The 26,086-nt window shown below is 38.1% G+C and carries 20 protein-coding genes; 2 read left to right on the forward strand and 18 right to left on the reverse strand.

Translation table 11 applies throughout. From position 1 onward, the window contains the following. Positions 1-28: 28 nt before the first annotated feature. The 13 genes from WC614_04900 to WC614_04960 form a co-directional block, all read right to left on the reverse strand. On the reverse strand, positions 29-3,226 hold the full coding sequence (locus WC614_04900; protein MFA5032341.1) for a TonB-dependent receptor: 3,198 nt from the start codon (positions 3,224-3,226) through the stop codon (positions 29-31). Positions 3,227-3,283: 57 nt separating this feature from the next. Continuing rightward, positions 3,284-3,883: a TonB family protein gene (locus WC614_04905; GenBank protein MFA5032342.1), complete on the reverse strand. Its 600-nt coding sequence runs from the start codon at positions 3,881-3,883 to the stop codon at positions 3,284-3,286. 65 nt (positions 3,884-3,948) lie between these two features. Further along, positions 3,949-4,356, reverse strand: coding sequence for a biopolymer transporter ExbD (locus tag WC614_04910; GenBank protein MFA5032343.1), 408 nt, complete (start codon positions 4,354-4,356; stop codon positions 3,949-3,951). 10 nt (positions 4,357-4,366) lie between these two features. Beyond that, complete coding sequence (locus WC614_04915; protein MFA5032344.1) at positions 4,367-4,783, reverse strand: biopolymer transporter ExbD; 417 nt, start codon at positions 4,781-4,783, stop codon at positions 4,367-4,369. 51 nt (positions 4,784-4,834) lie between these two features. Further along, the gene (locus WC614_04920; protein ID MFA5032345.1) at positions 4,835-5,461 is read right to left on the reverse strand and encodes a MotA/TolQ/ExbB proton channel family protein; all 627 of its coding nucleotides are present in this window, start codon (positions 5,459-5,461) and stop codon (positions 4,835-4,837) included. A 92-nt stretch (positions 5,462-5,553) separates the two neighbouring features. Continuing rightward, positions 5,554-5,814: a hypothetical protein gene (locus tag WC614_04925; GenBank protein ID MFA5032346.1), complete on the reverse strand. Its 261-nt coding sequence runs from the start codon at positions 5,812-5,814 to the stop codon at positions 5,554-5,556. Next, positions 5,802-6,176 (reverse strand): glycerol-3-phosphate acyltransferase, encoded by a 375-nt coding sequence (locus tag WC614_04930; GenBank protein MFA5032347.1) that lies wholly within the window; start codon positions 6,174-6,176, stop codon positions 5,802-5,804. Before WC614_04930 ends, WC614_04925 begins: the two co-directional genes overlap by 13 nt. Next, complete coding sequence (locus tag WC614_04935) at positions 6,173-6,922, reverse strand: WbqC family protein (GenBank protein MFA5032348.1); 750 nt, start codon at positions 6,920-6,922, stop codon at positions 6,173-6,175. The genes WC614_04930 and WC614_04935 overlap by 4 nt, the downstream gene beginning before the upstream one ends. 171 nt (positions 6,923-7,093) lie before the next feature. Continuing rightward, complete coding sequence (locus WC614_04940) at positions 7,094-7,933, reverse strand: DUF6263 family protein (protein ID MFA5032349.1); 840 nt, start codon at positions 7,931-7,933, stop codon at positions 7,094-7,096. A gap of 34 nt (positions 7,934-7,967) precedes the next feature. Next, on the reverse strand, positions 7,968-10,097 hold the full coding sequence (locus WC614_04945; GenBank protein ID MFA5032350.1) for a DUF362 domain-containing protein: 2,130 nt from the start codon (positions 10,095-10,097) through the stop codon (positions 7,968-7,970). Positions 10,098-10,100: 3 nt separating this feature from the next. After that, on the reverse strand, positions 10,101-12,059 hold the full coding sequence (locus WC614_04950; protein MFA5032351.1) for a DUF3857 domain-containing protein: 1,959 nt from the start codon (positions 12,057-12,059) through the stop codon (positions 10,101-10,103). Positions 12,060-12,093: 34 nt separating this feature from the next. After that, positions 12,094-12,375, reverse strand: a complete 282-nt coding sequence (locus tag WC614_04955) for a hypothetical protein (protein MFA5032352.1) — start codon at positions 12,373-12,375, stop codon at positions 12,094-12,096. Between the two features lie 92 nt (positions 12,376-12,467). Next, positions 12,468-13,607 carry a deoxyguanosinetriphosphate triphosphohydrolase gene (locus WC614_04960; protein MFA5032353.1) on the reverse strand — a complete coding sequence of 380 codons (1,140 nt, stop codon included), beginning with the start codon at positions 13,605-13,607 and terminating at the stop codon, positions 12,468-12,470. 169 nt (positions 13,608-13,776) lie between these two features. On the opposite strand from WC614_04960, the gene WC614_04965 reads away from it, so the two are divergent. Beyond that, entirely contained in the window at positions 13,777-14,010 is a 234-nt protein-coding gene (locus WC614_04965) for an Lrp/AsnC ligand binding domain-containing protein (GenBank protein MFA5032354.1), read from the forward strand. 67 nt (positions 14,011-14,077) lie between these two features. On the opposite strand, the gene priA is transcribed toward WC614_04965, so the two are convergent. After that, complete coding sequence (priA, locus tag WC614_04970) at positions 14,078-16,036, reverse strand: primosomal protein N' (GenBank protein MFA5032355.1); 1,959 nt, start codon at positions 16,034-16,036, stop codon at positions 14,078-14,080. After that, a complete protein-coding gene (locus WC614_04975) occupies positions 16,033-16,761 on the reverse strand; it encodes an RsmE family RNA methyltransferase (GenBank protein MFA5032356.1) in 729 nt (242 codons plus the stop codon). Before WC614_04975 ends, priA begins: the two co-directional genes overlap by 4 nt. Positions 16,762-17,249: 488 nt before the next feature. Here WC614_04975 and purL point away from each other — a divergent pair, with 488 nt between their 5' ends. Next, positions 17,250-20,885 (forward strand): phosphoribosylformylglycinamidine synthase subunit PurL, encoded by a 3,636-nt coding sequence (gene purL, locus WC614_04980; GenBank protein MFA5032357.1) that lies wholly within the window; start codon positions 17,250-17,252, stop codon positions 20,883-20,885. 79 nt (positions 20,886-20,964) lie between these two features. Here the strand turns inward: purL and WC614_04985 are convergent, their stop codons facing one another. From WC614_04985 to WC614_04995, 3 genes are all read right to left on the reverse strand, one after another. Then, positions 20,965-22,329 carry a T9SS type A sorting domain-containing protein gene (locus WC614_04985; protein MFA5032358.1) on the reverse strand — a complete coding sequence of 455 codons (1,365 nt, stop codon included), beginning with the start codon at positions 22,327-22,329 and terminating at the stop codon, positions 20,965-20,967. Positions 22,330-22,334: 5 nt separating this feature from the next. Then, positions 22,335-23,846: a T9SS type A sorting domain-containing protein gene (locus WC614_04990; GenBank protein MFA5032359.1), complete on the reverse strand. Its 1,512-nt coding sequence runs from the start codon at positions 23,844-23,846 to the stop codon at positions 22,335-22,337. A 142-nt stretch (positions 23,847-23,988) separates the two neighbouring features. Next, on the reverse strand, positions 23,989-26,049 hold the full coding sequence (locus WC614_04995) for a clostripain-related cysteine peptidase (GenBank protein MFA5032360.1): 2,061 nt from the start codon (positions 26,047-26,049) through the stop codon (positions 23,989-23,991). Positions 26,050-26,086 lie beyond the last annotated feature (37 nt).

Below are 26,086 nucleotides of genomic sequence, written 5' to 3' on the forward strand. Positions count from 1 at the left end.
TCTATGCGAATAATTCATAATTCAGTATTTAGAATCTAAACTCCAACCCTACCTGTATAATTCTTGGCGAGCTGAAATTATAAGGATTATCATAATATCTCTTCCATACCGCTAACCGTTTATCATACATATCTTTCGCACTTGTATATCCAAATAATTCCCTATATCCATCCGATTCATTTAAATAATTATTATATAATCCCGCCCAATAAGTTGAATCGTACGCTGTCGGGAATCCGGGTATATCCCCTCTCCCGCTTGATGTGTATACGTACAGCACATTCTTTATATTAAATAAATTATTAACCGTCATAAATATGCTTAACCTTTTCCCTCCTACTAAAAACCCCTTGTCCATTCTCATATCCGTTGTCACTACTGCCGGCATCCTTCTGCTTCCTATCTCTCCGGTACCCGCTTTCGCATCGCTCGGCGTATAAGGAGCTCCCGTTGAATACCCAAACTGCACATTCGTATTCAAATCGCTTAATAATTTTACTCCCATTATCCCTGGTCCGAATCCTTCCGGTAAATAAAAATTTAGATTACTCTTTATAGTATGCGGGATATCAAACTCTAATGGGAATTCTCTATTTGGCGGAGCTCCACTTCCACTATATTGATATAACTCAAATGCTTCTCCCTTACTTGATCCCGTTCCCCTTGCCTGCTGATACCCATACGATAAAGAACCGCTTAGATACTCACTTGCCCGTTTTATAAAAGCTATTTCAAACCCTTTTACTACCGCAAAATCATACAACTCATATACGGTATAACTTGCTAACTTCTTCTTAAATACCGTTGTCATAGATCGTGTTGTCAATAACGTTTTTATGTCCTTGAAATATCCACTTATGTCTACCGCAAAATCCGGTGTCATTGCATACTTAAATCCTGTTTCATACATTATTTCTTTTTGCGGCGGTAAATTTGGATTCCCTATCGTTGGCCAGCCATTTGTTATATCCGCATCTAAATTCTGATATATATCCGCAAAATTTAAAGGCTGAAAAAAATGTCCGTAGTTCGCATACATCACTGCCTTATCACTAACCGCATAAGATATCCCAAATCTTGGCGAAAAATCATACTTCGCGCTTACTTCTTCTTTCCCGGCTTGAAGTGAATCCATTCTTATATAAAAACTATCTACCGGATTAAAATAATCTGCTCTTATTCCTAATTTTAACACCATATCTTCATACTCTATTTTATCACTCATATATGCCGCTGCCGTTATCGGCTTCTTGTTATAATAATCTATAAAAGGATTTGTATTCATAAATACCAAACTCGTATACTTTAATTCATATTTCTCAAACTCTCCGCCTACTTTTACTTCATTATACTTATTCATCTGTGATGTCATCTGGAAATTACCAGCCCATCGAACCGTATTCCTCGAATTCCATCGCGGGTCAAAATAATAACCAAATATATTCCACTCATCATCATTATATCTCATCATTGACAAATTTCCACTTGGTTCAAACGAATCTGCATCAAATGTCCCTGTAGTATCACCTATATATTTACGCACATCCTCTATATAATTACCTAAGTTAAATCTATGGCTGTATATAAATGTGGTATCATCTATTTCATATATTATATTATCATCTTCAGTTAATACCGTAGAATCTTTTCCTACTCCATAACTAGTGTTTTGGTAATACCTTGATACATACGCATCTCTTATATCCGTTGCTTTTAATCCTTCATTCCATAACCACTCTCCGGTTTCCACATCCGTATGTCCCCAATGCGCTACGTTCTCATAATAACATCTCCATGCTTTTTCTGCTGACCATTCTATTCCACCCACAGTTCGCCATTCTTTTGTCTTTGGGTTATACCATCCGCTATCATAAGCTAAACTTACCCATGGCAGCCCGGTTCCTATCTCTCGAAATTCCCGATAATCACGACATGTGTGTCTTCCAAATACCTTACCCAAAAAACTACTATCCGCCACTTCTCTCTGTGAAGCACTGTTTGTATACGTGTTAAATCTTCCTATATTTACATTATAAAAGGTCTTTGAGTTTATGCTATGATTGAACTTTATGTTTACCTGCGAATTTCCCTTGTTATAAAATGCAACATCTTCTTCCCATGCTCCTCTTGAAAAATAATGCGAATAACCATGCCCTTCGGTATAACCATAATTACTTGATAACGTTGTTTTCATCTTGTTGTTTATTTTATATGACAATTTAAATGTTCCTCTTTGCTGCATATTATCGGTATGCGGCAAATGTGATGGACTATAACCGTTATATCCAAGAGAAGTGAAAAAATTAAACTTCTTCATTTTAAATACAGGCCCGCCATAAGTAAAACTTATATCATTATAACCAAAATTATTTCCCTGATTAAATATAACGTCGGAATTTATTACTTGTGTTATAGTTTTTCCTAAAGTATCTTTTACCGGCATAGTATCCTTAAGCAAAAGACTAGAAAGGAGATTTTTACTCCTTGGGAATATTCCATCCGTCGTATATTTCAATGTTCCACTCGGCTTTACACTCCCTTCGTTTGTAACTATGTTAACTACTCCTGACATCGCTTTCCCATACTCAGCATCAAACCCTCCCGAAATTAACAACATTTCGGAAATAGCGTTGTTGTCAACAATTGCTCCCGCCTGCCCATTTACAGGGTCTGTCGTATTTATACCGTCAACAATATAAACAACCTCATCACTCCTACCACCTCTTATGTGTAACCCTGCAGACCTTCCTTTGGTCTCAGATGCGCCTGCTTGAGATGCAACTACTTCCTGATAGTTTTTTGTAGCCGTCTGGGTAATTTCTTTGCCGGACATTCGTTTGCCGGAAGAAGTCATATCCCTTTCAATTACGGGACGTTTTGCCGTGACAACCACTTCTTCCCCTTTTATTACACTGGTTGAAAGCTTAAAATTAATTGTTGTTGTCATATTCACGGAAATTTTAACGTCGTTTACTTTTGAATTAGCATAACCTATTACGCTGGCAACCAACGCATATGTCCCTACCGGAACATTTAAAATCACATATTCTCCATCCATATTGGTTGCGGCGCCCATTGTAGTTCCTTCTATATAAACATTGGCAAAAGGCATCGCTTCCCCGGTAGACGCATCCGTAACTTTACCTTTTATTTTACCAGTTGTTTGAGCAAAAAGCGCTGAAGCAAATACTAAAAATATGCTTAAAATAATAAATCGTCTCGCCATCTTACCTCCCATATAAATAAATTACTTTGATAAAATATTAAAATTATTATTTATTCTTTATTGATTAAGGGAAAACCTAACAGGTTGTTGCATCTCAACTCTAACCGCCTTATCTCTTTGTCTTGCTACGGTAAATTTCCATTGTCTTACTGTTTTTACTGCGGCAGCATCTAATAATTCATGAACACTTTTTATCACCTTAATATTTTCAACATTACCCAGTGTATCAATTATAAAATCCACAACTACAGTCCCTTCTATTTCCGCTTTCCTTGCAAGATCCGGATATTCAAGATTTACTTTATATTTCACTACAGGTTTTACCTCTACGGCACTAAAGGGAATTGCCGTTTCTGCCTGAGGCGCCACAGGGGCTTTTTCAAACCCATCAAAATTCGTTCGATCTATTGTGCTTGCTTCTACTTCTGCATCCGTTTGCGCTGCTACCGGCATTTGAGGTTTTGGTGGTGGTGGCGGTTCTTTTAATTGCTGCATCTGTTGTGGCAATTCAACCGCGTGAGTAACAACATCTGCGGTAAGTTTCCGCACTTTAGGTGGGGTGTTTGGCACAAAAAAGCAAAACAAAATAACAACTAAAATAGTTATGAGAAACGATATTTTTGTATTGAACGGAACTCTTAATTTCAGTTCATCCATAATATCTTGTTTGCTGCTTTATAAAATTTTAGTGTATCAAACTTTATCTTTTGTCAATAGGTTTTTCAACTATTTTCTTTTAATGTCGCAAGGGAAATTCGCAAAGCTTTAGCTTCCTTAAGCCTCTCGAAAACATCCGATAGAAAACCATACTCTGCGTCTTTATCTACGAGAACGGACACGATTATGTCCGGATTAGTTGCTATTTTCCTTTCCATCATAGAACTTACATATTCTATTTTTACTATCTTATCATCTATAGATATTGCCCCCTCTCTGGAAATCCATATATGCGCAATATTTTTCTTTGGCAATTTTTTGGCAGCCTGCGCAAGAGGAAGCGCAACCTGAATACCTCGTTCAGTTATAAATACCGTCGTAAGAATAAAAAATATTATCAACAAAAACGAAATGTCTGCCATTGAACAAGTTGGGATTTCCGAATTTATTGCTATTGGCTTTGATAGTTTCATAATCTCTTTTTTATTTTGTCGCCTCTATCTCTTTGGGCGGAGCAAATGCAACTCTTTCCGCATTCGCAAGCTTTAACTGGTCAAATACTTTTATTACTTTGTCGTATTGACATTTTCTATCTACGGTTAAAGAGAATATCAGAGAATCATTCGCGGTAAGAAGGTTTTCCACTCTCCCTTTTATATCAGGCAAAGGAACTTCCATATCTCCTATCATAACTTGCCCGGCCGCATTTATAAAGATGTTCTCTATATTTTCTTTCTTGATTTTTACTTCCTGCCCTTTTTCCGGCAAAACAATTTGTAATCCTTTTTCCGTAATAAACCCGGTTGTAAGAATAAAGAAAATAATCAACAAAAACGAGATATCTGCCATAGATGCCGTCGGTATTGCCGGGTTAACCGGTTTAGGTTTGTTTATTTTCATTCTTTATTTTTTAATTCCGCATTCTAAAATCCGCAATCCACATTCTGTTTATTATGGTTTTTCTTCTATTAAAAACGATACGACGTCACCACTTGTGTTGTTCATATCATTAATGTGTGTATTGCTTTTCATCGTAAAAAACACGTGAAAACTTTGCACCGGAAACGCTATCGATAATCCTACCGCTGTAGTTATCAATGCTTCCGAAATACCGGTCGCGACAAGCGTAGGCTCAACTTCCCCTGCTATAGCTATTGCCTGGAATGCATGAATCATACCCGAAACCGTTCCAAGGAACCCGAGTACAGGAGCTATTGAAATTACCGCAGCAATTATGGGCATTCCACGGTCAAGATACAAAAGTTCCGTATTCCCGGTTCTTACAATTTCGTCCTCTATTAACATTTTATTCGGTCCCACTCTTTTATATGCAATTAACGCTGTCTCTGCAACTCGTGCCGCAGGAGAACGATTGGTTTTGCAGTATGCAATTCCTTTGTCTACGTTATCTTTTTTAATAATAGCTTTCAGCTCTATCATAAAGTTGTTCGCATCTACTTTTGCCAATGCAAAATATATTATCCTCTCTATTATGAAAGCCCCTCCCATTATTATACAACCAAGTAAAGGCCACATAAAAACTCCGCCAGCTTTCCAATACGCTACCATTCCACCCATTTTTCCTCCTCTATCTTATATTTTTACCCTGTTTGTTTATTATGTTATATTAATACAATTATAAACATACATAATCTTATATAAATAACTTGTCAACTTTTTTCATTTACCCGTTTTATCGTATCAAATAAAATAAGATTTAAGGCTGTCTTTCTGTCTTTCAGTAACTTCACGTTCCCTATAACCCTTTTAAATACAAAAAGCCCAAATATACTAACCGCCATCCATATTAACCAAACCGGTTCTTTAAACTTCATAGCCATAACAGGCATAAGCAAGAAAAAAATAAAAAACGGTAACGGCGAACTTTTAAGAGTAAGCGTAAGCACCACAAATATAATTATAAGGAACACCGTTTCCCTTGGAATAAAAAAAATACCAACCCACAAGAAGTTGCTACCCCCCTGCCCTCACCTTTAAACCTTAACCATACAGGCCAGTTGTGGCCAATAATAGCAAAAATACCCCCCATTGAAGCTGTTACCTCGGGCAAGCCAATCCATTTGCCTATGAGTATAGGTATAATTCCCTTAATAAAATCGGCAAAGAAAACAAAAACTGCGGGTATAAACCCCACCGACTTATAGACATTCGATGCCCCTACCCGTTTATAACCCGTTTTTTTTAAGTCTACGCCTCTTATTTTTCCTACTATATATCCAAACGGAATGGAACCGCATAAATAAGCAATTAAAAAGAAAATTAAAAGTTTCATAATGATTCTACCTCCCTGTCCCGCCAAGGCGGAATTTGCATTTCAAATCCTTTTTTACCACAATTAAACAAAATGTCAACTACGGATAAATTCGGAACAAAATTTCCCCAAAATTGAGGATACGGAACGCCTCTAAAACGATAATCCCTTACCTTTATTTTTGAATTTTCAAATAAGGATAAATCCATATACTTAGCCCCACCTGCTCCGGCAATGTAAGTATCCGCCTTAAAATAATTACAAATATCCACAAGCAATTGTGTCTTGTTTGTTGTCAACCCAAGTTCTGAACTGCAATTTATTTGTGCTTTTATATCCAGCCATATACTTATCTGTTTTATAATTGCAACGTTTAACTCCACAAGTTTGTCCCAGTGAGTATTATAAATATGCTCAAAAAAATCTATATACTCATTAAAATAAGGTGCTTTTTTATAAAAATGCCATAAGCTTAAGAAATGTTTTTTTCTCCAGTCCGCCTGAGGCGGATCAGGCAGGTCAGTATTATTGTTTATCTCTACGTCTTTGATAATTTGTAAGCCTTTGCCTTTCTTTTTCACAGGTACGGTAAGCCACAACTCGCCATTTGAAGTTTTTATACGATTACGGTTCACCCACGAAGTTCCCTTGCATACTCCCCTTGGAAATTGAACGGAATCCAACAATACAAATATATCGGATTCCTTCATCTTACAAAAATATCCTGCCCACGGGATATAATTAGGTTGATGACAACTAATTACCATATATCAAATTAAATATAAAAATTTAAATATTTTTATCTGCCTGTTTTCTTTGTTTTTCGTTTGTATTCTATTTGTTTGCAATTCTTCCTGCTTTATTCTTCTTTTTGTTCTCTGTGCCCTCTTTTGTGCAACTCTTTTTCTACTATGGTCCCGAGTATTTTTCGAGATTTGTTAATTTTGATCTTTGATATTTAATTTTTGATATTTCACATTCACGGTCTGGTCAATATAAACCGGTATTTTCATAGAAGTTGATTCTTTCTGAATTTCCTGTTCGCCTTCCATTGAAGTGGAGATTTTTGATTCTATTAGCTTTCCTTCTTTCACCGCAAACCAATTGTTTCCCGTAAACGTTCCCTTCAGTTTTATTTTTGCCTTAACTCCCGGCATTTCCAGGGGTTTTTCAACGTTAAGTTCTCCTTTAATGGATATTTTAGCACACTCAAATCCTTCTTTATTCTCCGTACCCGTAAACATATAAGTTGTTTTTTGAATGTCCGATTCCACCGTCCAACTGTCATTTGTGTTAACTTCTTTATCCGGCAAAAAATCAAATTGTGAGCCGAATTGTTCTTCAGGCTTTCCAAGGGATTTACGGAAAAAATCTATTCCCTCAAGTCCTTCTACTTTAGATACTTTGCCTTTCCTGTCCATATTAAGAGTAATTGTTTTTCCTTGTAAAGTATTCGCTTCTTTATTGTTGCTTACATTATCTCCCATTCTAACCGAATTATCAACTTTATTAAAAACGATATCCATTTTTGTAACTTCCCCGGTATCTTTAACAACATATAAAAGCTCGGTTTCTATATTCATATCTATTGTTTGCGAAACACCTCGCATTTCCATTGTCATATTGGAGGTAGTGCTTTGTTTGTAAAAAGTAGTATCGTCGGGCACAAACTTAGACTTAAGCAAAACGCTTTCCACGGGCTTTCCCGTTTCAATCGCCGCTTTATTTGCACACCCAAGAGAAAACAACAAAACTGCAACTGCCGTGAATCTTTTCATCTTTCCCCCTCTTTATTTATTCATTTATTCACAATTATTTCAACAAAACAATCTTACCTTTTATTTCTTTTGCATCACTACCCGCGATTTTCACGGTATAAAAATAAACACCCGCCGGGATACTCTTGTCCGGGTTCCATTTCCAACGCAAAGCCTGATTTACAGCTTTGTTATCGTTTACTGCTCCGTCTGAGGCGGACAGGCATACTTTTTCTTTAACACATCTTCCCTGTAAATCAAAAATCTTCAACTGAACCGAAGCCTTCTTGTTATTATAAATATTGAAAATAATTTCACGCATAGAAGGATTGGGCATAACATTCACATAAACTGGCGAAATACTAATTTTTTCGGATACACCCGTAAGCGTAGAGTCGGGATAGAACTTCAAGCCCCAAACCCGGTTGCCATGATAATCAGCTCTTGCATCCGTTCCACAAATATTAAGACAAAAATCAAAAGCCCCTTTCGTGTTAACAGCCTTAACCAGAAGACGATTTAAACCTTGTTGTATGACAATTGGAACAATATCATTGGGTAAATTATGTGTCCGCTCCCCCTTGAAACGATAAACTTCAGTCCCGTTAAGGAATGCTTTAATGTCTTCATTCGAGCCAATCCACAACTCTGCCGATTCCGAAACAGGAGAATAAAAATAAGTATGGGCATAAATCGTATTGTTGGAATCGGGAGTTAAAGTCGCAAGATTAATATAGTCGTCAAAAAAGTAAAGCGGTTGCGTCCAGTTATTTTGACCGGGTTCAGGCAGGATAGCAGTTTCACCGCCTAAATTATCACAATCAATATCCGTATTAGAAAAAGGCAACGAAAAAATCCATACACGATTTGATTGCCCAAAAATACCATCCGGGTCAGGGTCTTTTATGAATTCTGTTTTTGCCCCGGCAATGGAATCCCCGAGAATCTTGATAGAATCAGTATTACTAATTCCAAAACCTTTAATGCCTGCCAGAGTTATATGCTCAATATCATCGGGATTTAATCCCATAAGTCGGGCGCATACATTATCCGTTGCGACCATATCTTCACCCGCAACAATCATGTTTCTTCGTTTTGGCAGCCCGGCATTTCCTTTATGTTTTTCCCTGCACATAATAGCATCTACTACGTTAAGTTTTATTTTCTTGCTCGTAATCGAAGCAATATCAACAATTTCTTCATCTTTTATGTCACGGCTATGTTTAAGACCGGAATTACTGGGATACGGATACCCCACCGCTTTATACCAACCGTAAACGTTACCCGGCAAAACACCTATGTTATTTTTTAAACAAGCAGTCATCCCGGTAAAATGAATTTTCATAACCGGAATGTTTATAATGCAAGAAGCTCTGAGTAAGGTTTTTGGAATAGAATATGACTCGCGTGCATAATAAGGCGGGTCAACAAATACCGTATCCGAAGAATCGACATTTAAATCCACGATATCAATTTTTTTACCCGTGAATACGGAATCCGTTATCATATCTCTATACCCGGCTAACGCAAACCCATCGCCTGACGGAGTACCGGGAAAACATTTAAAAGTATCGCTCGGGCACCATCCGCCGGATGCTTCACCAATTATAATATGCGCAGTAGGATTAGCCTCAAAGACAAGTTTTGCAACCGCCCTGATAACGTTGACATCCGTTACAACGCCTGTTCCGCTTGATTCCAGTTCAACGATATTCGGTTTAATAACAACAAGACTGCACCCGTTGACAAATTTATCCATTCCACCAAGCAGACTAAGGGCATACCTGACCATATTTTCAATATCCTCTTTAGACGGAGACTGGTCAAGCGCAATAGGATAAGGCAAGGAAGGATTTGTGGATTGAACGATTGATACGTTTTCCTGCCCTTTCTTTTTAAAAAGAAAAGGAGACATAGACCCTTTGCCCCCGGAAACAGACGATTTAACAACAAAAGGCAATGGACAATCGTTAGTCCCTGTCTGACACCTATTTGATTCAGACAAAGCAGGCACTGATAAAATTGATAAAAAGATAAAGAATAAAGTTTTTTCTTTTTGTCTAACGTAAGATAACATCCTCTGCCCGAAGCAACTCTGTAGATTCTTCACTGCGTTCAGAATGACAACAATATCGTTGGAGCACGTGCTCCAACCTACCCTCTTTTTGGAAATGATATTATTCATTTTTTATTTCCCTGTCTTGGGCGAGCTTGCTTTTTTCTCTAAATGTTTGACTGCTTTGTCTGCAGGAGTTGAGTTTGTTTTCGCACCTGAATATTTCAACGTTACCCAGCGAGTCTGAGGTTTTGTAAATTCTGAAACAAAGGAAGCAAATTTGTCATAATCCGTAGCCGGTATATAAGGAGCCGCTATTTCTAACTTGGATTTATAAACTATTTTATTTGATTGCATCTCTTCGGAAATGCTAAGACTCCCGAATTCATTTTCTATCTCTACGACTTTGGGCGAACCGTCCAACACAAAACCTTCCGGGATGGTAATATCCGTATTTTCTTCTATAACGCGTGCCGTTAGTAATCGCAAATCATAATTTCTCTTGCTCAACCCGACAAAACTTTCAATATCCGAAAAACTAAATGGATTAATGGGGATAAAAAATTTCATTTCTTTGCCTTCAGGTATGAAAAACTTTGGCGTTTCAAAAGATACGTTTATCTCCACGGGAACCGTAACATCCTTTAAATCGGATACAAAATGAGAAACAAATTTAGCGCTTGTCCCGAACCTGCTTGTACTGTTTTCAAGCATCATATTCAATTCTTTAGGTGTTTTGTCCTGCATTGCATAACGCGCCCTGCGACTATACAACCCGCTTAATTCCGTAAAAATCTCTCCTTTTAAATCTCCACTGTCCGAGAGAACAAGATGCATTGAAGAAGAAGACAGGTTTTTGTCCCCCTGCATTGTCATAGTTGGCTTAAAAACATAAGAATCTTTGAACAAAATCAATCCCTCTACTCCCTGAACCTCTTCCGGCATATATCCTAAATCGGCAGTCGTTGCCAACGGGTCCAACAAAAACCATCCCGCCTCATGCTGAACCACAACAAGCATCCAGTTAAACATAGTCGGGGATGGAATGTCCTTTATAAGAGATACTCCGTCTTTATTTATAAACATAGGAGACGCGTTAATGCCCGCGCCTTTTAATAAAGCGCAAAGCAAAACTGCCTTATCCCGTGAATCGCCATACTTATTATAATAAACTTTGTCTGCCTTGTTTGGGGTATATCCGGCATCGCCGACAGGAATTCTAATGTTCCTGTATTCCGTCATTACTTTTAGAAAACAAATTCTTATTATATCTTCCGGAGTCTTGCCTTTTACAAGAGTTTTTAACTCATCGCCCATTCTCTTATTTATTACCATATTTTTGTAAAAAGGCTCGCTCAAATATTTCGATACCTCATCCCACGAATCAAAAGAACTATAAACAAGTCTTGGTGCAATCTCTGCAAAAGCGGGCATATCTGGCTCCGTAACTATCGGGACTATATTCCCTATAACCCATAAATATGTAGTTGTATTTCCTTTTTCTTCAATCAGGGGAACAACATCGCTGTTTATAAGAATGTGTTTAAATTTAATGCTCTTAGGCGCTATAATCTTAAACTCTTTTCTTAATGTCGGTTCCTTGCCTGTAAACACTACTTCCCCGAAAAAATACTTATCTTTTTTATTTGTTAGTTTATACTTAAAATCAATTACTGCGTTAGGCTCAAGCGCCGGGAAAGAAACTATTTTTACTTTTGCGTTTGTATAAGCCGCCGCATTAAGAACTTCAGGAGCAGAAAGGTCTGTAATTGCAGAAACCTCCGGTTTCACAACCCTGCCGTCCGAAGTATAAGTGCAGGCTTTTATAAGTTCGAAACTCTGCGTTCCAGAATTATAATGAGTTTTAATGTCGCCGTATTCCGCTTTTCCCCTGTCATCGAAAACCTTAACTATTAACTCGCGGGACATAGAACTTGTTTTGTCCTCGTTTATTTTTAACACTTGCCTGTCCAGAAGCACTACTGCTCCAGCATTAGGGTATTGCGCTTTTGTAGGACTGTTTTTAATTAGTTCTTCGGGAGTAGCAGCAGAAGTAACCCCTGCAATAAATAAGCTTAATAATAAATACATTTTTCTCCTCCTCTTAAAAATTAATTCTTAATACTTACTTTATTAATAACTTAGTAGCAAAATGTAGAACAAGCATACATATGCCGGAAAAAACAACTAATAATATTCTTATTTCTTTTCTTCTTTTATGGTTAGAATACTTGTTCCAGAGTATCCAACAAATTGGATACACGCCTAAAGAAAATATCGCGCATAACACAATAAGTCGTATCGTTTCCGGTTTATCAAACATAAAAACAGACAACACCGCAATAAGGAGTACTGTTATATACGCTCTTATTATTTCTTTTTTCCCTATTTTTTTATCATTCCCCATTTTCTCCTCCTGATTTTTTATTTTCTGGATTTTCTTTATCCAGGGCTAGATGAGAGCTTCTGCTCTCATCAGATTGGGGCGGTTGCCCCAATCTACCCTTTTTTTACACCTAACCGTTCATATTCCTGCTGTGCAAATCTATCCGTCATTCCTGCTATATAATCACATACTGCGCTATATTTATCTTTTTGGGCAAGCTCTCCAAAATAAACAGGTAATTGTCTGTCGCCATTAACATACGCATTAAACAATTCTGTAATATATAATTTGGCTTTTTCGTTTAAACTTACGGTGTTCTTATGTTTATAAAGATTTTCATACAAAAAATCCTGCAATTCTTTCTGTAAAATTTGATGTTCCGAACTAAATTTCATAATAGGGGTTTTATGTTGTCTTACATCTTCTACTGTTTTTATGTTATGTTTTTCTATTTGTTTTTCAGTATTACCGATAACGTCTTTTATTTGAGTATTTATTAATTCGCGTATGGTTTTATATTTACGAAGTCGTTCATCTTCTATTCCCACACTATTATATATATTATTCCAGAGTTTAACTTTTTCTAATTGTTTTATGCTAATATACCCTGACTTAAGTCCATCATCAAGGTCGTGAGAGTTATACGCTATTTCATCCACCACGTTTACAACTTGCGTTTCAAGCGTCGGCGCAAGCCCGGGGTGAAATTCTTTTATTTCCGGCGCTTTGTCGTATAAGCTTTTATGTTTTATTATTCCCTCACGGGTTTCAAAAGTTAAATTAATGCCTTTGAAATCAGGGTATCTCCCACCAAATTCATCCACAACTTTTAACCCCTGGTGATTATGCTCAAAAAACCCGCCATTTTTTTTCATCAATTCGTTCAAAACTTCTTCCCCTGTATGTCCGAAAGGAGTATGTCCGATATCGTGCGCAAGCGATATTGCATCTACCAAATCCTCATTCAATCTCATCGTTCTTGCTACCGTTCTTGCAAGTTGGTTTACTTCTATCGTATGGGTTAATCTTGTTCTGTAATAATCTCCTTCGTGATTAACAAAAACCTGCGTTTTGTATTCAAGCCTGCGGAACGCCGGACTGTGAATTATCCTGTCGCGGTCTCTTTGATAACAGGTGCGGTATTCGTCCTGCGGTTCATCGTATCGCCTACCCCTGGAATCTTTCGAATGCATTGCAAAAGAAGCAAGCGTTTGGGTTTCCAACTCCTCAAGATGTTCCCTGTGATTATTCATATACTTATTAAAAGATAAGAATTAATAAATATATGTCAATCAAAAAAACAACGACAACCAATTTAAGATTTCTATATGTTAAAACTCTTGAAATGAATTTTCTTGACAATAAAGGAGTTTGTCTTTAAATTTCTAAAATAATAATATTGTTTTTGGTAAAGGAGGCATAGTGAAAATCGGAGCTTATGTTCTTATAAAGCTAAAGGCTGGCTTAGCAGAAGAAGTATTAAAATCTGTCCGCACAATGACAGAAGTTCAAAGAGCCCATATGGTAACGGGAATCTATGATGTAATTCTTTACGTAGAAGCTGCAGATTTGAAAGTACTTGGAGAATTGGTAGCTGAAAGAATACATGAAATAGACGGTGTCAGCTCTACTGTCACTTGTATCGTAGTTGCATAACAAGCCCTTGAACGATAGTGATTAGGGATTGATATCCAGTTATGCTGGGTAGCTTTAACGGCTACACTCAAACAGTAAATTCTATTGGGTCTATATCTATTTTTACCCCTGTCGGTAATTTTTCCGTTAAGGATATTGTTGCGGGATTGGATATTTTGATAAGGAAACTTGCCTTGCGAGTTTTTGTTTCAGCGGCAAAAGATGGTCCTATAAAATTTAAATTCAGTTCCGTTAATTTGTTCGCAATAAGCTCTGCTTTGGATTGCAATATATCATCCTTTTGCCCCTCGACAGTTATTTTTATAAGGTGTGAATATGGCGGATAATTAAGTTCTTTCCTTATATTCTTCTCCTCATTATAAAAACCAGCATAATTACTCGAACGTAAATGTTGTAACACCCTGTGTCCGGGATTATACGTTTGAATAATGGCTTCTTTTGACTTCATTATCAGTTCTCCAAACATCAGATATGCCCTTTCAGGAGCGCGAAAATCCGGGAAATTCAAAAACGTATCCGCAGAGATTAACCCAAATAAACCTATATCAGGTAATTCCGAAGGCTTTGCGATTAGCTGCGTTCCGATTAAAACCTGAATCTTCCCCGTCTCAAAAGCCTTAAAGATATGAGTTATATACCCACCGGAAACATTATCCGAATCTAACCTGAAAACATTTACCCCCGGGAAAAGATTTTTCAATCTTCTTTCTACCTGTGTCGTTCCTATTCCCTTGCGAGTCAAATGTATTCCCTTGCATTTGGGACAATATCCTATTGCTTCCATTGCATATCCACAGTAATGACATTTAAGAAAATGGGACCTTGTGCTGTCCGCATCCGCTTTATAATAAGTAAGCGGAATACTGCACTTCGGACATTCCGGAATATACCCGCAATCTTCGCACATTACAAAAGACGAAAATCCCTTGCGATTTAAAAACAAAAGAATTCTCTCTTTATTATCTACATATCTTTTTAATCCCGCTTTTAATTTCTGGGATAAAAGCCTGTCCGCTTCTTCTCTCATATCAACTATGGACACTCTTGGCGTTCTGTTTATAGACGTTAACTTAAAAAGAGCGCTTTTCTTTTGCTCGGTATTATAAAATGCTTCTACGCTTGGCATTGTACTGCCTGCTACATATAAACAGGATTCTATTTTTGCTCTCATTACGGATACCGTCTGAGCGGAATAATGAGGATGTTTATCGCTTTTATAACTTCTTAAATTGTTTTCTTCATCCAGAATTATGACTCCCAGTTTATTGACGGGAGCAAAAACTGCGCTCATTGTCCCTACGACTATTTTCGCATCTCCTTTTTTTATGCGCGACCACTCAAGCCACCTCTCCTTTTTCTTTAACCCTGAATGTAAAAAAGCAACCGTTTTGCCAAATTGTTCTTCTAAGGAAACGCCTACTTTTGCAGTCAAATCTATTCCCGGGACAAGAAATATTACGTCTCTATTATAACTTAATGCCTCATTTATTGTCTTGATATAAATAGCTTCCCTGTTTAATCCCTGCAGTAATACAACTTTAAATTTTTTTGCCTCTAACGCCTCATTAATTATAAAGGGAGCTTTTTCCTTTGAAAGGTTAAGTTTCGGTTTTGTTTCGGAAGAAAAAATCGGCATTGATTCCGTAAACGGAGGCACCATAAGATTCAAAACTGCACCTACGTTAGACTGGTAATAAGTGCACATCCATTTTGCAAGCTCCATCAACTCAACGGAAATCAAAGATTCGGGAGAACATAGTCTCAACAACTCTTTTATATTCTTAATGTGGGACAGTTCTTTTTTTTCTTTTATGCCAACTACCCATCCGCATGTCTTTTTATTATTAAACGGGATTTCGACAAGCATTCCTATTTTTATTACGGAACGCAATTGTTCCGGCACTTCATAAGTAAAAACACCCGCCGGCAATGCCACGTCTACACAGTCCGGAAGAGAGCGTGGAACATACTCTTTCTTTGTGGTTTTGGACACATCCGGAACAAAATTTGGTTCGTAAGGATTCATATAAGTAACAGCACGCACCCTGCTATTGCGGCAGTTTCGCTGCGCAGTCTTTTAACTCCAAAAGACGCAGGAATTGCGCCTTTTTCTATGGCAAGTTTTACTTCTTCTTCGCTAAACCCACCCTCCGGGCCAATGAATAAAGAGCTGGTCCTGACATCCTTACTTGCCTGACGGCAGTCGGGTAATATATCTTTTATGTATCTGGAATTGCTGTCATTATGCGCAATAATCGACAGCTCAAAATCTTTAATCTCTTCTACGGCAACATTGAAGTTTATTAACCCGGCTATTTTCGGAACAATCACACCCATAGATTGTTTCATTGCGCTTACGGCTATATTATTCCAGTGTCTTAGTTTATTTTCTTCGTTGCCGGGCACACAAACGGAATATTTTGTAATAATCGGCACGATTCTCTTTACTCCTAATTCCGTTGCTTTTTCAATAACAAAATCCATCTTTCCCTGTTTTGGAATCGCCTGAAACAACGTAAGTTCTCGTTTATTGTTAATCAATCCGCTGTGTTTTTCAATTATCTCGCAAACCAGATTGTCTCTCCTGTGTTCTTTTATTATTACGGTATATTCCGTTCCTTTTCCATCCACGACTTTTATCGTATCTCCCACTTTATGTCTCAACGATTTTGTTATATGAACTACTTCTTCCCCGATTATTTCAAGTCTGTTTTCAGAGATACGCTCAGGTGGAGTATAAAAAAGTTGCATAAATATAATATATTTTAGTTATTATTTTTCGTCAAGGTTTTAAAGAATTTTGTACCAAAAAATGGTTCACCGCCCCGCAAAGTATGCGGGGTAATCCGCCTGAGGCGGACCGAACGCAAAGTTCGCAAAGAACGGAATACAAAAAATCAACCCAGAGGGAAAAGGTGTAGGATTAACAACAAAAGACAGATTAAAGCCATAGCGGGATAAATTCCGCTTTGTCCTACAATTTTTTTTCATTGTCAGCAGGTTTGTATTAACTCTCTTCTTTGCATCTTTGCGTGAAAATTTCTGTTATCTGTGTTTTTAATCCTAATTTATCCGCGAAAATCTGCGTCCAAAAATTCTATTTTTTGTTATTTTCTCTGTGCGCTCGATGGTTACATTAGGATTTGTAGCATATTCTTTGTTGTTTTTAACAAAAAAATTGACTTTTTCTAATAATATTTTATAAGTCTAAATAAGTTACTTGATATTTTGGAGGTCAAATGTGGAAAATAGAAATTAAGAAGAAGAAAGATACAACAGAAAACGAAGCGCTTAAAAAATCCATTTCTGAGTATGGAATTAAAATCAAAGACTGTGAGACTAGTTATATTTATTATGTTTCGGGTAATATTTTAGCTCCTACTGTAGAAAAAATAGCCAAAAATCTGCTTGCGGATAATATAGTTGAATATTACGAAATAATATCTTCCGACACTCCACAGCCACCCAATCCTGACAAAACGTGCCACAGCATAGAAGTTGCATATAAGCCCGGTGTTATGGACCCCGTAACGGAAAGCACAATAAAAGCCATCAGGGATATCGGCATTATGAGCGTATCAAGCGTCCAGACAGGCAAAAAATACATACTCCACGGGAACCTTACACCCAAAGAATTAACCCTTATAACGAACAAATTGCTTCTTAATCACACCATCCAACGCACCATAACGTCTATGAAAGATTTGGAAGTCCCCAGTCCTACTTACAATTTCAGCCTTGTTGAAATAGAACTCGTAAACGCAACCCCTGATAGGCTCGCCAGAATCAGCGCTCAATACACGTTTACGCTTGCCGAAATTTATGCGATACAAAAACATTTCCAGTCCCTTGGGCGTAACCCCACGGACATAGAACTTGAAACTATTTCACAAACATGGTCGGAACACTGCATTCACAAAACATTTAAATCAAATATTTCCTTAAACGATAATCCCGTCAAACCACTTTTCACTCTTATCAAAGAGGTAACAGAAAATCTATCTCCTGACTGGTGCGTATCGGTTTTTGAAGATAACGCCGGGATAATAAAATTTAACGATAAATACAACCTGTGTTTCAAAGTAGAAACCCACAATCATCCTTCTGCAATTGAACCTTACGGTGGAGCAGGAACAGGAACCGGCGGAGTCATAAGAGATATTCTTGGCACGGGACTTGGCGCAAAACCCATTATGAATACGGATATCTTCTGCTTTGCCGAACCCGACTTTCCTTCGGAACATTTACCTCAAGGCACTCTACACCCGTCAAAAACCATGAAAGGCGTAATTTCCGGTGTCCGTGACTACGGCAATAGAATGGGAATTCCGACTACAAACGGAGCCGTTTTATTTGATAACCGTTACCTGGGAAATCCTTTGGTATATTGCGGAACGGTTGGTTTAATACCAAAAGACAAATGCAAAAAAACTACCGTGCCCGGCGATTTAATCGTACTCCTGGGCGGAAAAACCGGCAGGGACGGCATACACGGCGTGACGTTTGCTTCGGTTGAACTGACCGAAAAGTCCGAAGAACTTTCTTCCGGCGCAGTGCAAATCGGAAACCCGATAACCGAAAAGAAAGTAACTGACGTACTGCTAAAAGCAAGAGATCTTGACTTGTACCGCGACATTACGGATTGCGGAGGAGGAGGATTGTCTTCTGCGATAGGAGAAATGGCAAAAAAACACGGCGCAGAAGTAGACCTGGATAAAATACCTTTAAAGTATTCGGGTTTGTCTTATCGTGAAATATGGATATCCGAAGCACAGGAAAGGATGGTCATTTTCGTTCCACGTTCAAAAATAAACAGCTTATTAAAACTATGTTTTTCCGAATCGTTAGAAGCAACTGTAATTGGCAAAGTTACGAATGATAATTCCCTGTTGCTTAAATATTTAGGCAATACTGTAGCCGACATAAATATGGAATTCCTTCACAAAGGAGTCCCGTTAAATACAAAATCTGCCAAATGGACAGCCCCAAAAGGAGTTAATTTTAACGAGCCAAAAATAAGAGAACGCGCAGACTTATCTTCTCAATTGTGCGCTTTGCTTTCAATGTGGAATGTTTGCAGTAAAGAATGGATTATTCGCCAGTACGACCACGAAGTCCAAGGGGGAACGGTTTGCAAATCAATAATGGGTAACGGAGCTCCGACGGATGCCTCCGTTATAAGACCTTTATTAAATTCGGAAAAAGGAACCGTAGTCGGCTGCGGAATTAACCCTAAATATGGCGACGTTGATCCCTATTGGATGGCGGCGTCTGCCGTAGATGAAGCAATAAGAAACGTCGTGGCAGTTGGCGCAAATCCCGACAAAATAGCATTATTAGATAATTTTTGCTGGGGAAACCCCGACAAACCCGATGTGCTTGGCTCCCTCACAAGAGCAGTCCAGGGATGCTGTGATATGGCAAAAGCTTATTCGGCGCCGTTTATATCAGGCAAAGACTCTTTATATAATGAATACAGGGTAGGCGCCAAAACAACTGCAATTCCCGGGACTTTACTTATATCGGCGATTGGAATAATCGATAACGTAAACAATGCCGTCTCTTCGGATATTAAAGAACCGGACAATTCAATATATATAATTGGCAAGACTTACGATGAACTTGGCGGTTCTCATTACTATGCTTCTCAAGACGCTATCGGAAACAAAGCGCCAAAGGTTCGTCCTAATCCAACACTTTTGAAAAAATTACATCAAGCAATGACTTCAGGTTTTATAAAATCCTGTCACGATTGTTCTGAAGGCGGTATCGGAGTGGCGTGCGCGGAAATGTGTTTCGGAAACGACATCGGGATGAAAATAAATCTTGGCAAAGTAGTTTTGGGAGAAGAAATCTCAAGTAATACGAAAATATTATTCTCTGAATCTAACACAAGATTTGTTGTTGAAGTACAAAAGAAATATGAACAAAAATTTGAAGAGTTACTAAAAGGGTGCGATTTTAGCAAAATCGGAATTTCAATCAAAAAGCCGGAATTGGAAGTAATCGGCTTAAATAAAACCACGGTTGTCAAAACTGCAATCACTAAACTAAAAGAAGCGTGGCAAGCCCCGATTAAAACGCATACTGCCCAGTTCAAGGCTCAACTCCCCGAAACCCGCAAAATAAATTATTCTTCCGGAAGCAAGGCAAACGTAATAATTCTACGGACTGCGGGAACTAACTGCGATATGGAAACGGCTTATGCTTTTGAAAAAGTCGGCGCAAAAACTAAATTAGTACATATAAACGAATTGTTATACCAGGGGAAAAAGATAAAAGATTATGACATTCTGGTTCTCCCCGGCGGATTTTCTTACGGGGATGATATTTCTGCAGGCAAAATCCTTGCAAATGAATTACAACACAGACTAAGCGATGAGCTTAACAAGTTTGTATCCGATAAAAAACTTGTGATTGGAATATGCAATGGATTCCAAATATTGGTAAAACTCGGGCTTTTGCCTTATGGAAAATTAGGCGAACAAACTATTACTCTTACGAATAATACTTCCGGGCTTTTCCAATGTGAATGGGTTAATCTTGTAGCCCCCGACAGTCGTTGTATATTTACCAAAGGGATAAAAGAGCTGGACTTGCCGATTGCTCACGCCGAAGGAAAGTTTGTCGGCGCAGACAAGATAATAAAAGATTTACAAAAGAATAAGCAAATTGCGTTACAGTATAAATCTTACAATCCAAACGGCTCAATGAATAAAATTGCGGGAATTTGCGACCAGAGTGGAAGAATATTCGGATTGATGCCTCACCCGGAAAGGTTTATATCTAATACCCAGCACCCGTATTGGAACAGGAATAAAAACATTGAACCGCTCGGCTTAAGAATATTCCTTAACGCAGTTAAATACGTGTAGTTTTTTTGTCATTCTGAGTGTAACGAAGAATCTCTCTGTTATTGGGAACAGGCATGCCTGTTCTCTACGGCAACGATGTTTACCGCAGGATTGTCAGTTTTTGTGTTTTTGTTCCGGAGTTTGTTTGTAGCGTTACAAAATATATACCTTTACTTAACTCGGAAGATTTCAAAGACACATTATTGGTTCCTGCGACTTGCTCGCCGGAGTAAAGCTTTTTGACTAATCTCCCCGTCAGGTCAAATATTCGCAAAGAAACATTCGTCTTGTTAGGAAGGCTGTATTTTATAGTCGCATATGCAGAAGCAGGGTTAGGGGATATGGAGAAAAATTTATCAGAAATTGAGTAAGTATTTTCTTCTATCGCTTCAGAAGGGTCTGCCCTTATTAGATAAAGGGCGGTGTGGTAATAAGGAGTATAACGATAGATTGTACCGGCTATAATATAACCATTATCATGAGTTTCTTTAACTGCATTACCTGTGCTGAGAAAAGGATTAATCCATTGAACCGTTCCTATTTTATCGGTTTTGATTAAGTTCGCTCCGTCTACAAAAATATACCCACTATCGTTTGTAGGACATACAGAGCTTTCGCCATAATTTCCTCCGGGTATTGTTTTATCCCAGAGTATATTCCCATTTGAATTTATTTTAAACAGCCATACATAATTCTTGGCAGCGACGGAAATGATATAATTGTTGTCTAATGTTTGTCGGATGCTTTGGCCATAAACATAGCTTCCTCCCGCCCAAATCAATTTAGACCATAAAGTATCTCCTTTATTATCTGTGCTTACGGAAAATAAGGACATTACACCACTTTTATTATTATTATATGTGCCAACTGCTATATAGTTACTATCAGGTGTTTCACAAACCCCTCCTCCGTAGTACCAACTGCAACGAGTAAATTTTTTCGTCCATATAGTATTCCCATTTTTGTCTGTTTTTAGTAATAACATATCTCCACAGGACGAAGTATATGCGCGTCCTTCTACAATATAACCGGAATCCATAGTTTGTCTCACACAATATCCCCTATCGTCGGCGCTTAGATTAAAAGTTCTTGTCCATAAAGTATCTCCACTGTCATCAGTTCTTATAAGCAAGACCCCTTGCCCATTTATTCCGTCATAAGCGATTGTTCCGCTTATTATATATCCCCCGTCATAAGTAGTATCTATTGAATACCCATATTCATCATAGGAACTGCCGAATCTTTTCTCCCAGATAAGAATCCCATCCCTGCTTACTTTTAATAACCATACATTATATTTTGAGTTGTATACAGTGTATCCAAGCACAACATAACAACTATCTTTTGATACTATTACATCAGTCCCGGCAGAATATCCACCGTCATCAAATGTTCTTGTCCATGTAGAAGAATGAATTGCACTCGTGATGAAAAGTAAACTTACTACCGATACAAAATTTTTCATATTTGTTATTTTACTATAGTTATTCCTTTTATTATCTTCTTCCCATCCGCTTCCATTTTCAAAAAATACTTCCCTGATGTAAGAGAGCTTGTATTCAAAGTTAACGTATTTTTTGTTTTTATATTACCTTCGAACAAACGCATTTTTTCCCTGCCTGAAATATCATAAAGACGAACCGTGACCAGTGGACAGTGGTCGGTGGTCAGCGTTATACTTGGAACGGTAAAGCTGATAGTTGTTGAGTTAATAAAAGGATTTGGAGATACACATATTGTTGGAAAAGAATTTTTATCGGAAGAGTTCTCTTCGATTGCAGGAGGTCTCCCTTCCCATTTGTTCTCTTCCGTTCTTATAAGCCATAAATCTCTTTTCCCTTCGCCATAGGAATCGGTATAACCAAGCATAATATATGCACCATCAGGAGTTTGCAAAAAAGAATATGCGCCATTTGCATATTTGCCACCGAAATATCCTAATCTATCTCCATAATCACCATAATCTGTATTAGTTTTTACGATTATGGCTCCATCGGAATCAGCATAACATCCTTCAAAAGCATTAGTATATTCATTATACCATGGATCAGGAACGTATGTTGCGGTATTCCCGGAACCTACTATAATACAATCCCCGCTATTTGTTTCCGCAATAGAGTAGCCCGTTCCAATAATACCCCAGGCTGTATAATTTGGAATTTCGTTCCCTGACAAATCAGCTTCCACAACCCATAGTGCATTATCTGTATAACTGTAGGTGCCTGTCATAACATATCTGCTATCTTTAGTCTGACTCACAGAGTACAGACGACAATTATACGTACCAAATGCTTTTGTCCAGAGCGTATCTCCATTCGCATCTGTTCTTATCAACCATGAAGCTGTCTTGGCGTATACAAGAGAATCAGAGTATCCCGTTATAATGTATCCGTTATAATACGTATCATAAATCGCTTGAACACACCTTCCGCAACCATAACTCTGAAATGTTTTTGTCCACAAAGTATCGCCATTCGTATTGACTTTTAAAAGCCATGCGTATTTCCCCGAGTTTCTTGTCCCGATTGCAACATATCCGCTGTCTATAGCGTTTATAATGGAATAAGCGCATTCGTTATTTGAATCGCCGTAAGTTCTTGTCCAAATTGTATCTCCATTTGCATCCGTTTTTATAATCCAAACATCGCTTTCCCCGCTCCCAAAAGATTTTGTGTATCCGGTCATAATATATCCGCTGTCCATAGTTTTCGTAACCGAGTATATAAAATCGGAATCCGTTCCTCCGAACGTTTTGTTCCATATAGGTATCCCGAAAGTATCCGTTTTTATAAGCCATCCATCCGTCATTCCGGCACCCTGAGATTCCGTATAACCGGCTAAAACATATCCGCTGTCCCGGGAAAAACATATGGAGTATCCGCAATCATTGCCGGCGCCACCAAGCGTTCTTGTCCATGTGTAGGAATAGACATTGGTGGAGATAAAAAGAGCAAAGATACAAAAAGAAATTGTTTTATTCATAGTCTACAACTTATTAATATTATTGTCTCCTATCTTTGTCAAGGAGTTTTATCTCGCTAGTTAGCCTATCACAATATTGTAGGGAACAGGCATCCTCCAAACAGACTGGCGGACAAGTGCTTGTTCCCTACGGCAACGATGCTTACCGCAGTATTGTTAGTTTTTGTGTTTTTGTTATGAAGGCTGTTTTCAATGTTACAAAATATATGCCTTTGCTTAATTCGGAAGATTTTAAAGATGCATTATGGGTTCCTGCAATTTGTTCGCCTGAGTAAAGAGTTTTGACTAATCTCCCCGTCAGATCAAATACTCGTAAAGATATATTAGCCTTCTTGGGAAGACAGTATCTGATTGTTGTATATGCAAAAACAGGGTTAGGCATTGGCATAAATAAAGCAAGATTACAAGGTAAACTCGTATTTTCTGTTACGCCAATCGTATCTCCATTTATAAAGTCCCACCATTTTGGCAAGTCTTTAGTAAAAGCTAATTGTGTATACGTAGTGTCTATATCGCTTATATTATAAGGATAATAAATAGCTATCCCGTGAGAACCGGCACAATTAATTTGTCCCCTTCTTGCAACGGCAGAATCTACCGCATTCATTACGGAATCAGCCCAGTTTTTTACTCCTACCGGCAAGCCGGATTGTCCTTTGATACGGCTTGCAAAATCATATATATCTATATGCGCATTCGGATATCCAAAATATTCTTCCGTGCCCAATCTCGCGGAATCTATTTCGGCGTTGCTTCTGCCTCCTGCCTGTATAAGGGCTATCGCAAAATTGTTTATACATTCTGACAGGTGGGAAATTTTCTCATTTAAAACAACTGAAGAAAGAGTCACCTGATCGCCGGCGCTATAAGAAGCAATATATTTATCAACCATTATGTTTGCCAATTCTTCAGGAGTAGCAGAATAATTGTCATTCAACCATTTCAGTATTTCATCGTAAGGATACCCTTCTGCCGGGATTGTATACTCTGAAAACACTACATAATCCGCATAGTTTTGTATTTCATACGCCACTTCCTGCATTCCCATACAACAAGCATCATTTGCGAGAATCTCCAACCTTTTTTCCAGGATGTTTTTCACGCTATCCATTACCAATGCATATTCTCCGTTTGCCACACCTATGTAATCGCCATCTGTTTCATCACCACTTATACCTTTTAAGGGAGATATTTTCGCACCTTTATACCAGCCATTTCCGTGATTCCATATGGCAAGCGCATAGTTGTCTGACGGGTAATTAAGAACGCCCCATCTTACAAAATCGGCGATTGCTTTTTGGTCTCCCATATTTACTTCTCCCAAATCTGCCTTAAGTTCTGAACGAATTATGTTATCGGTATTGTTGTCCGGCGTTATAAGATATCTGCGGGTAGAAGTCCAATTCCCGTTAGAACTATCGTATCCGGGAATTCTGTCCACTTCTGCCACCACCGTGTATTTTGAAGTATCTATGCCCCTTTCCATTTCGTTTATATCTTCTATCGCATAAGATTCTAAATCGTTATCCCCATTCATAAAAACAAGAATTGTCCATTTTTTATCTATCGGAATGGTAAATGTATCATATTTAACAATCGCCCCGTGAAAATAATCTACATTGTCTTCGTTCCAGCCAAAACTATCTATGCTAAACGCTGATGACAAGCTCCGCACCGAATCAAAAGCAGTCGTCGGCATCAACGAATCTCCTTCATAATCGCCAACCCAGAACGGTCCAGTCGCATATACGGGAACAGATAATGGGTATATGCTAAAAAAGACTCCCGCCGAATCAGCCGTCACCAATGCATCCATACTAAATAACCTCACTCCCGGCTTATTAGAAAAATCTCTCCAAATAAACAAACTACATTGTTTTGAAGCCGTTGTATCACTTATTACTCCGTTAATTATCGCCATTACCGAGCAGGGTCTTTCCGGGATGAATTGAGTTGCTTCATATTCTATTCTATAGCTTGCATAATCTCCATCCCAACAATAAAATGGCGGCAACAAATCGGGCGTTAAAGTATCCGTTTGACTCTTTGTTTCTTTTACAACAAATGGTTTTGTCGCGCTTATTTTGTAGTTGTATCCGATAAGCTTTTGTTCGCCGGCCTGCCGACGAGAAAGGGAAACGACTGACGCCTCTGTAGAAAAGCAGCCAACAATAAAAAGCAATACCAAAAACGTTTTACACATACAATCTCCTCATGTTATTATTACTTATCTTACAATA

The organism is bacterium (assembly GCA_041649255.1).
GTDB lineage: Bacteria > Hydrothermota > UBA3073 > JACQXS01 > JAQTXJ01 > JAQTXJ01.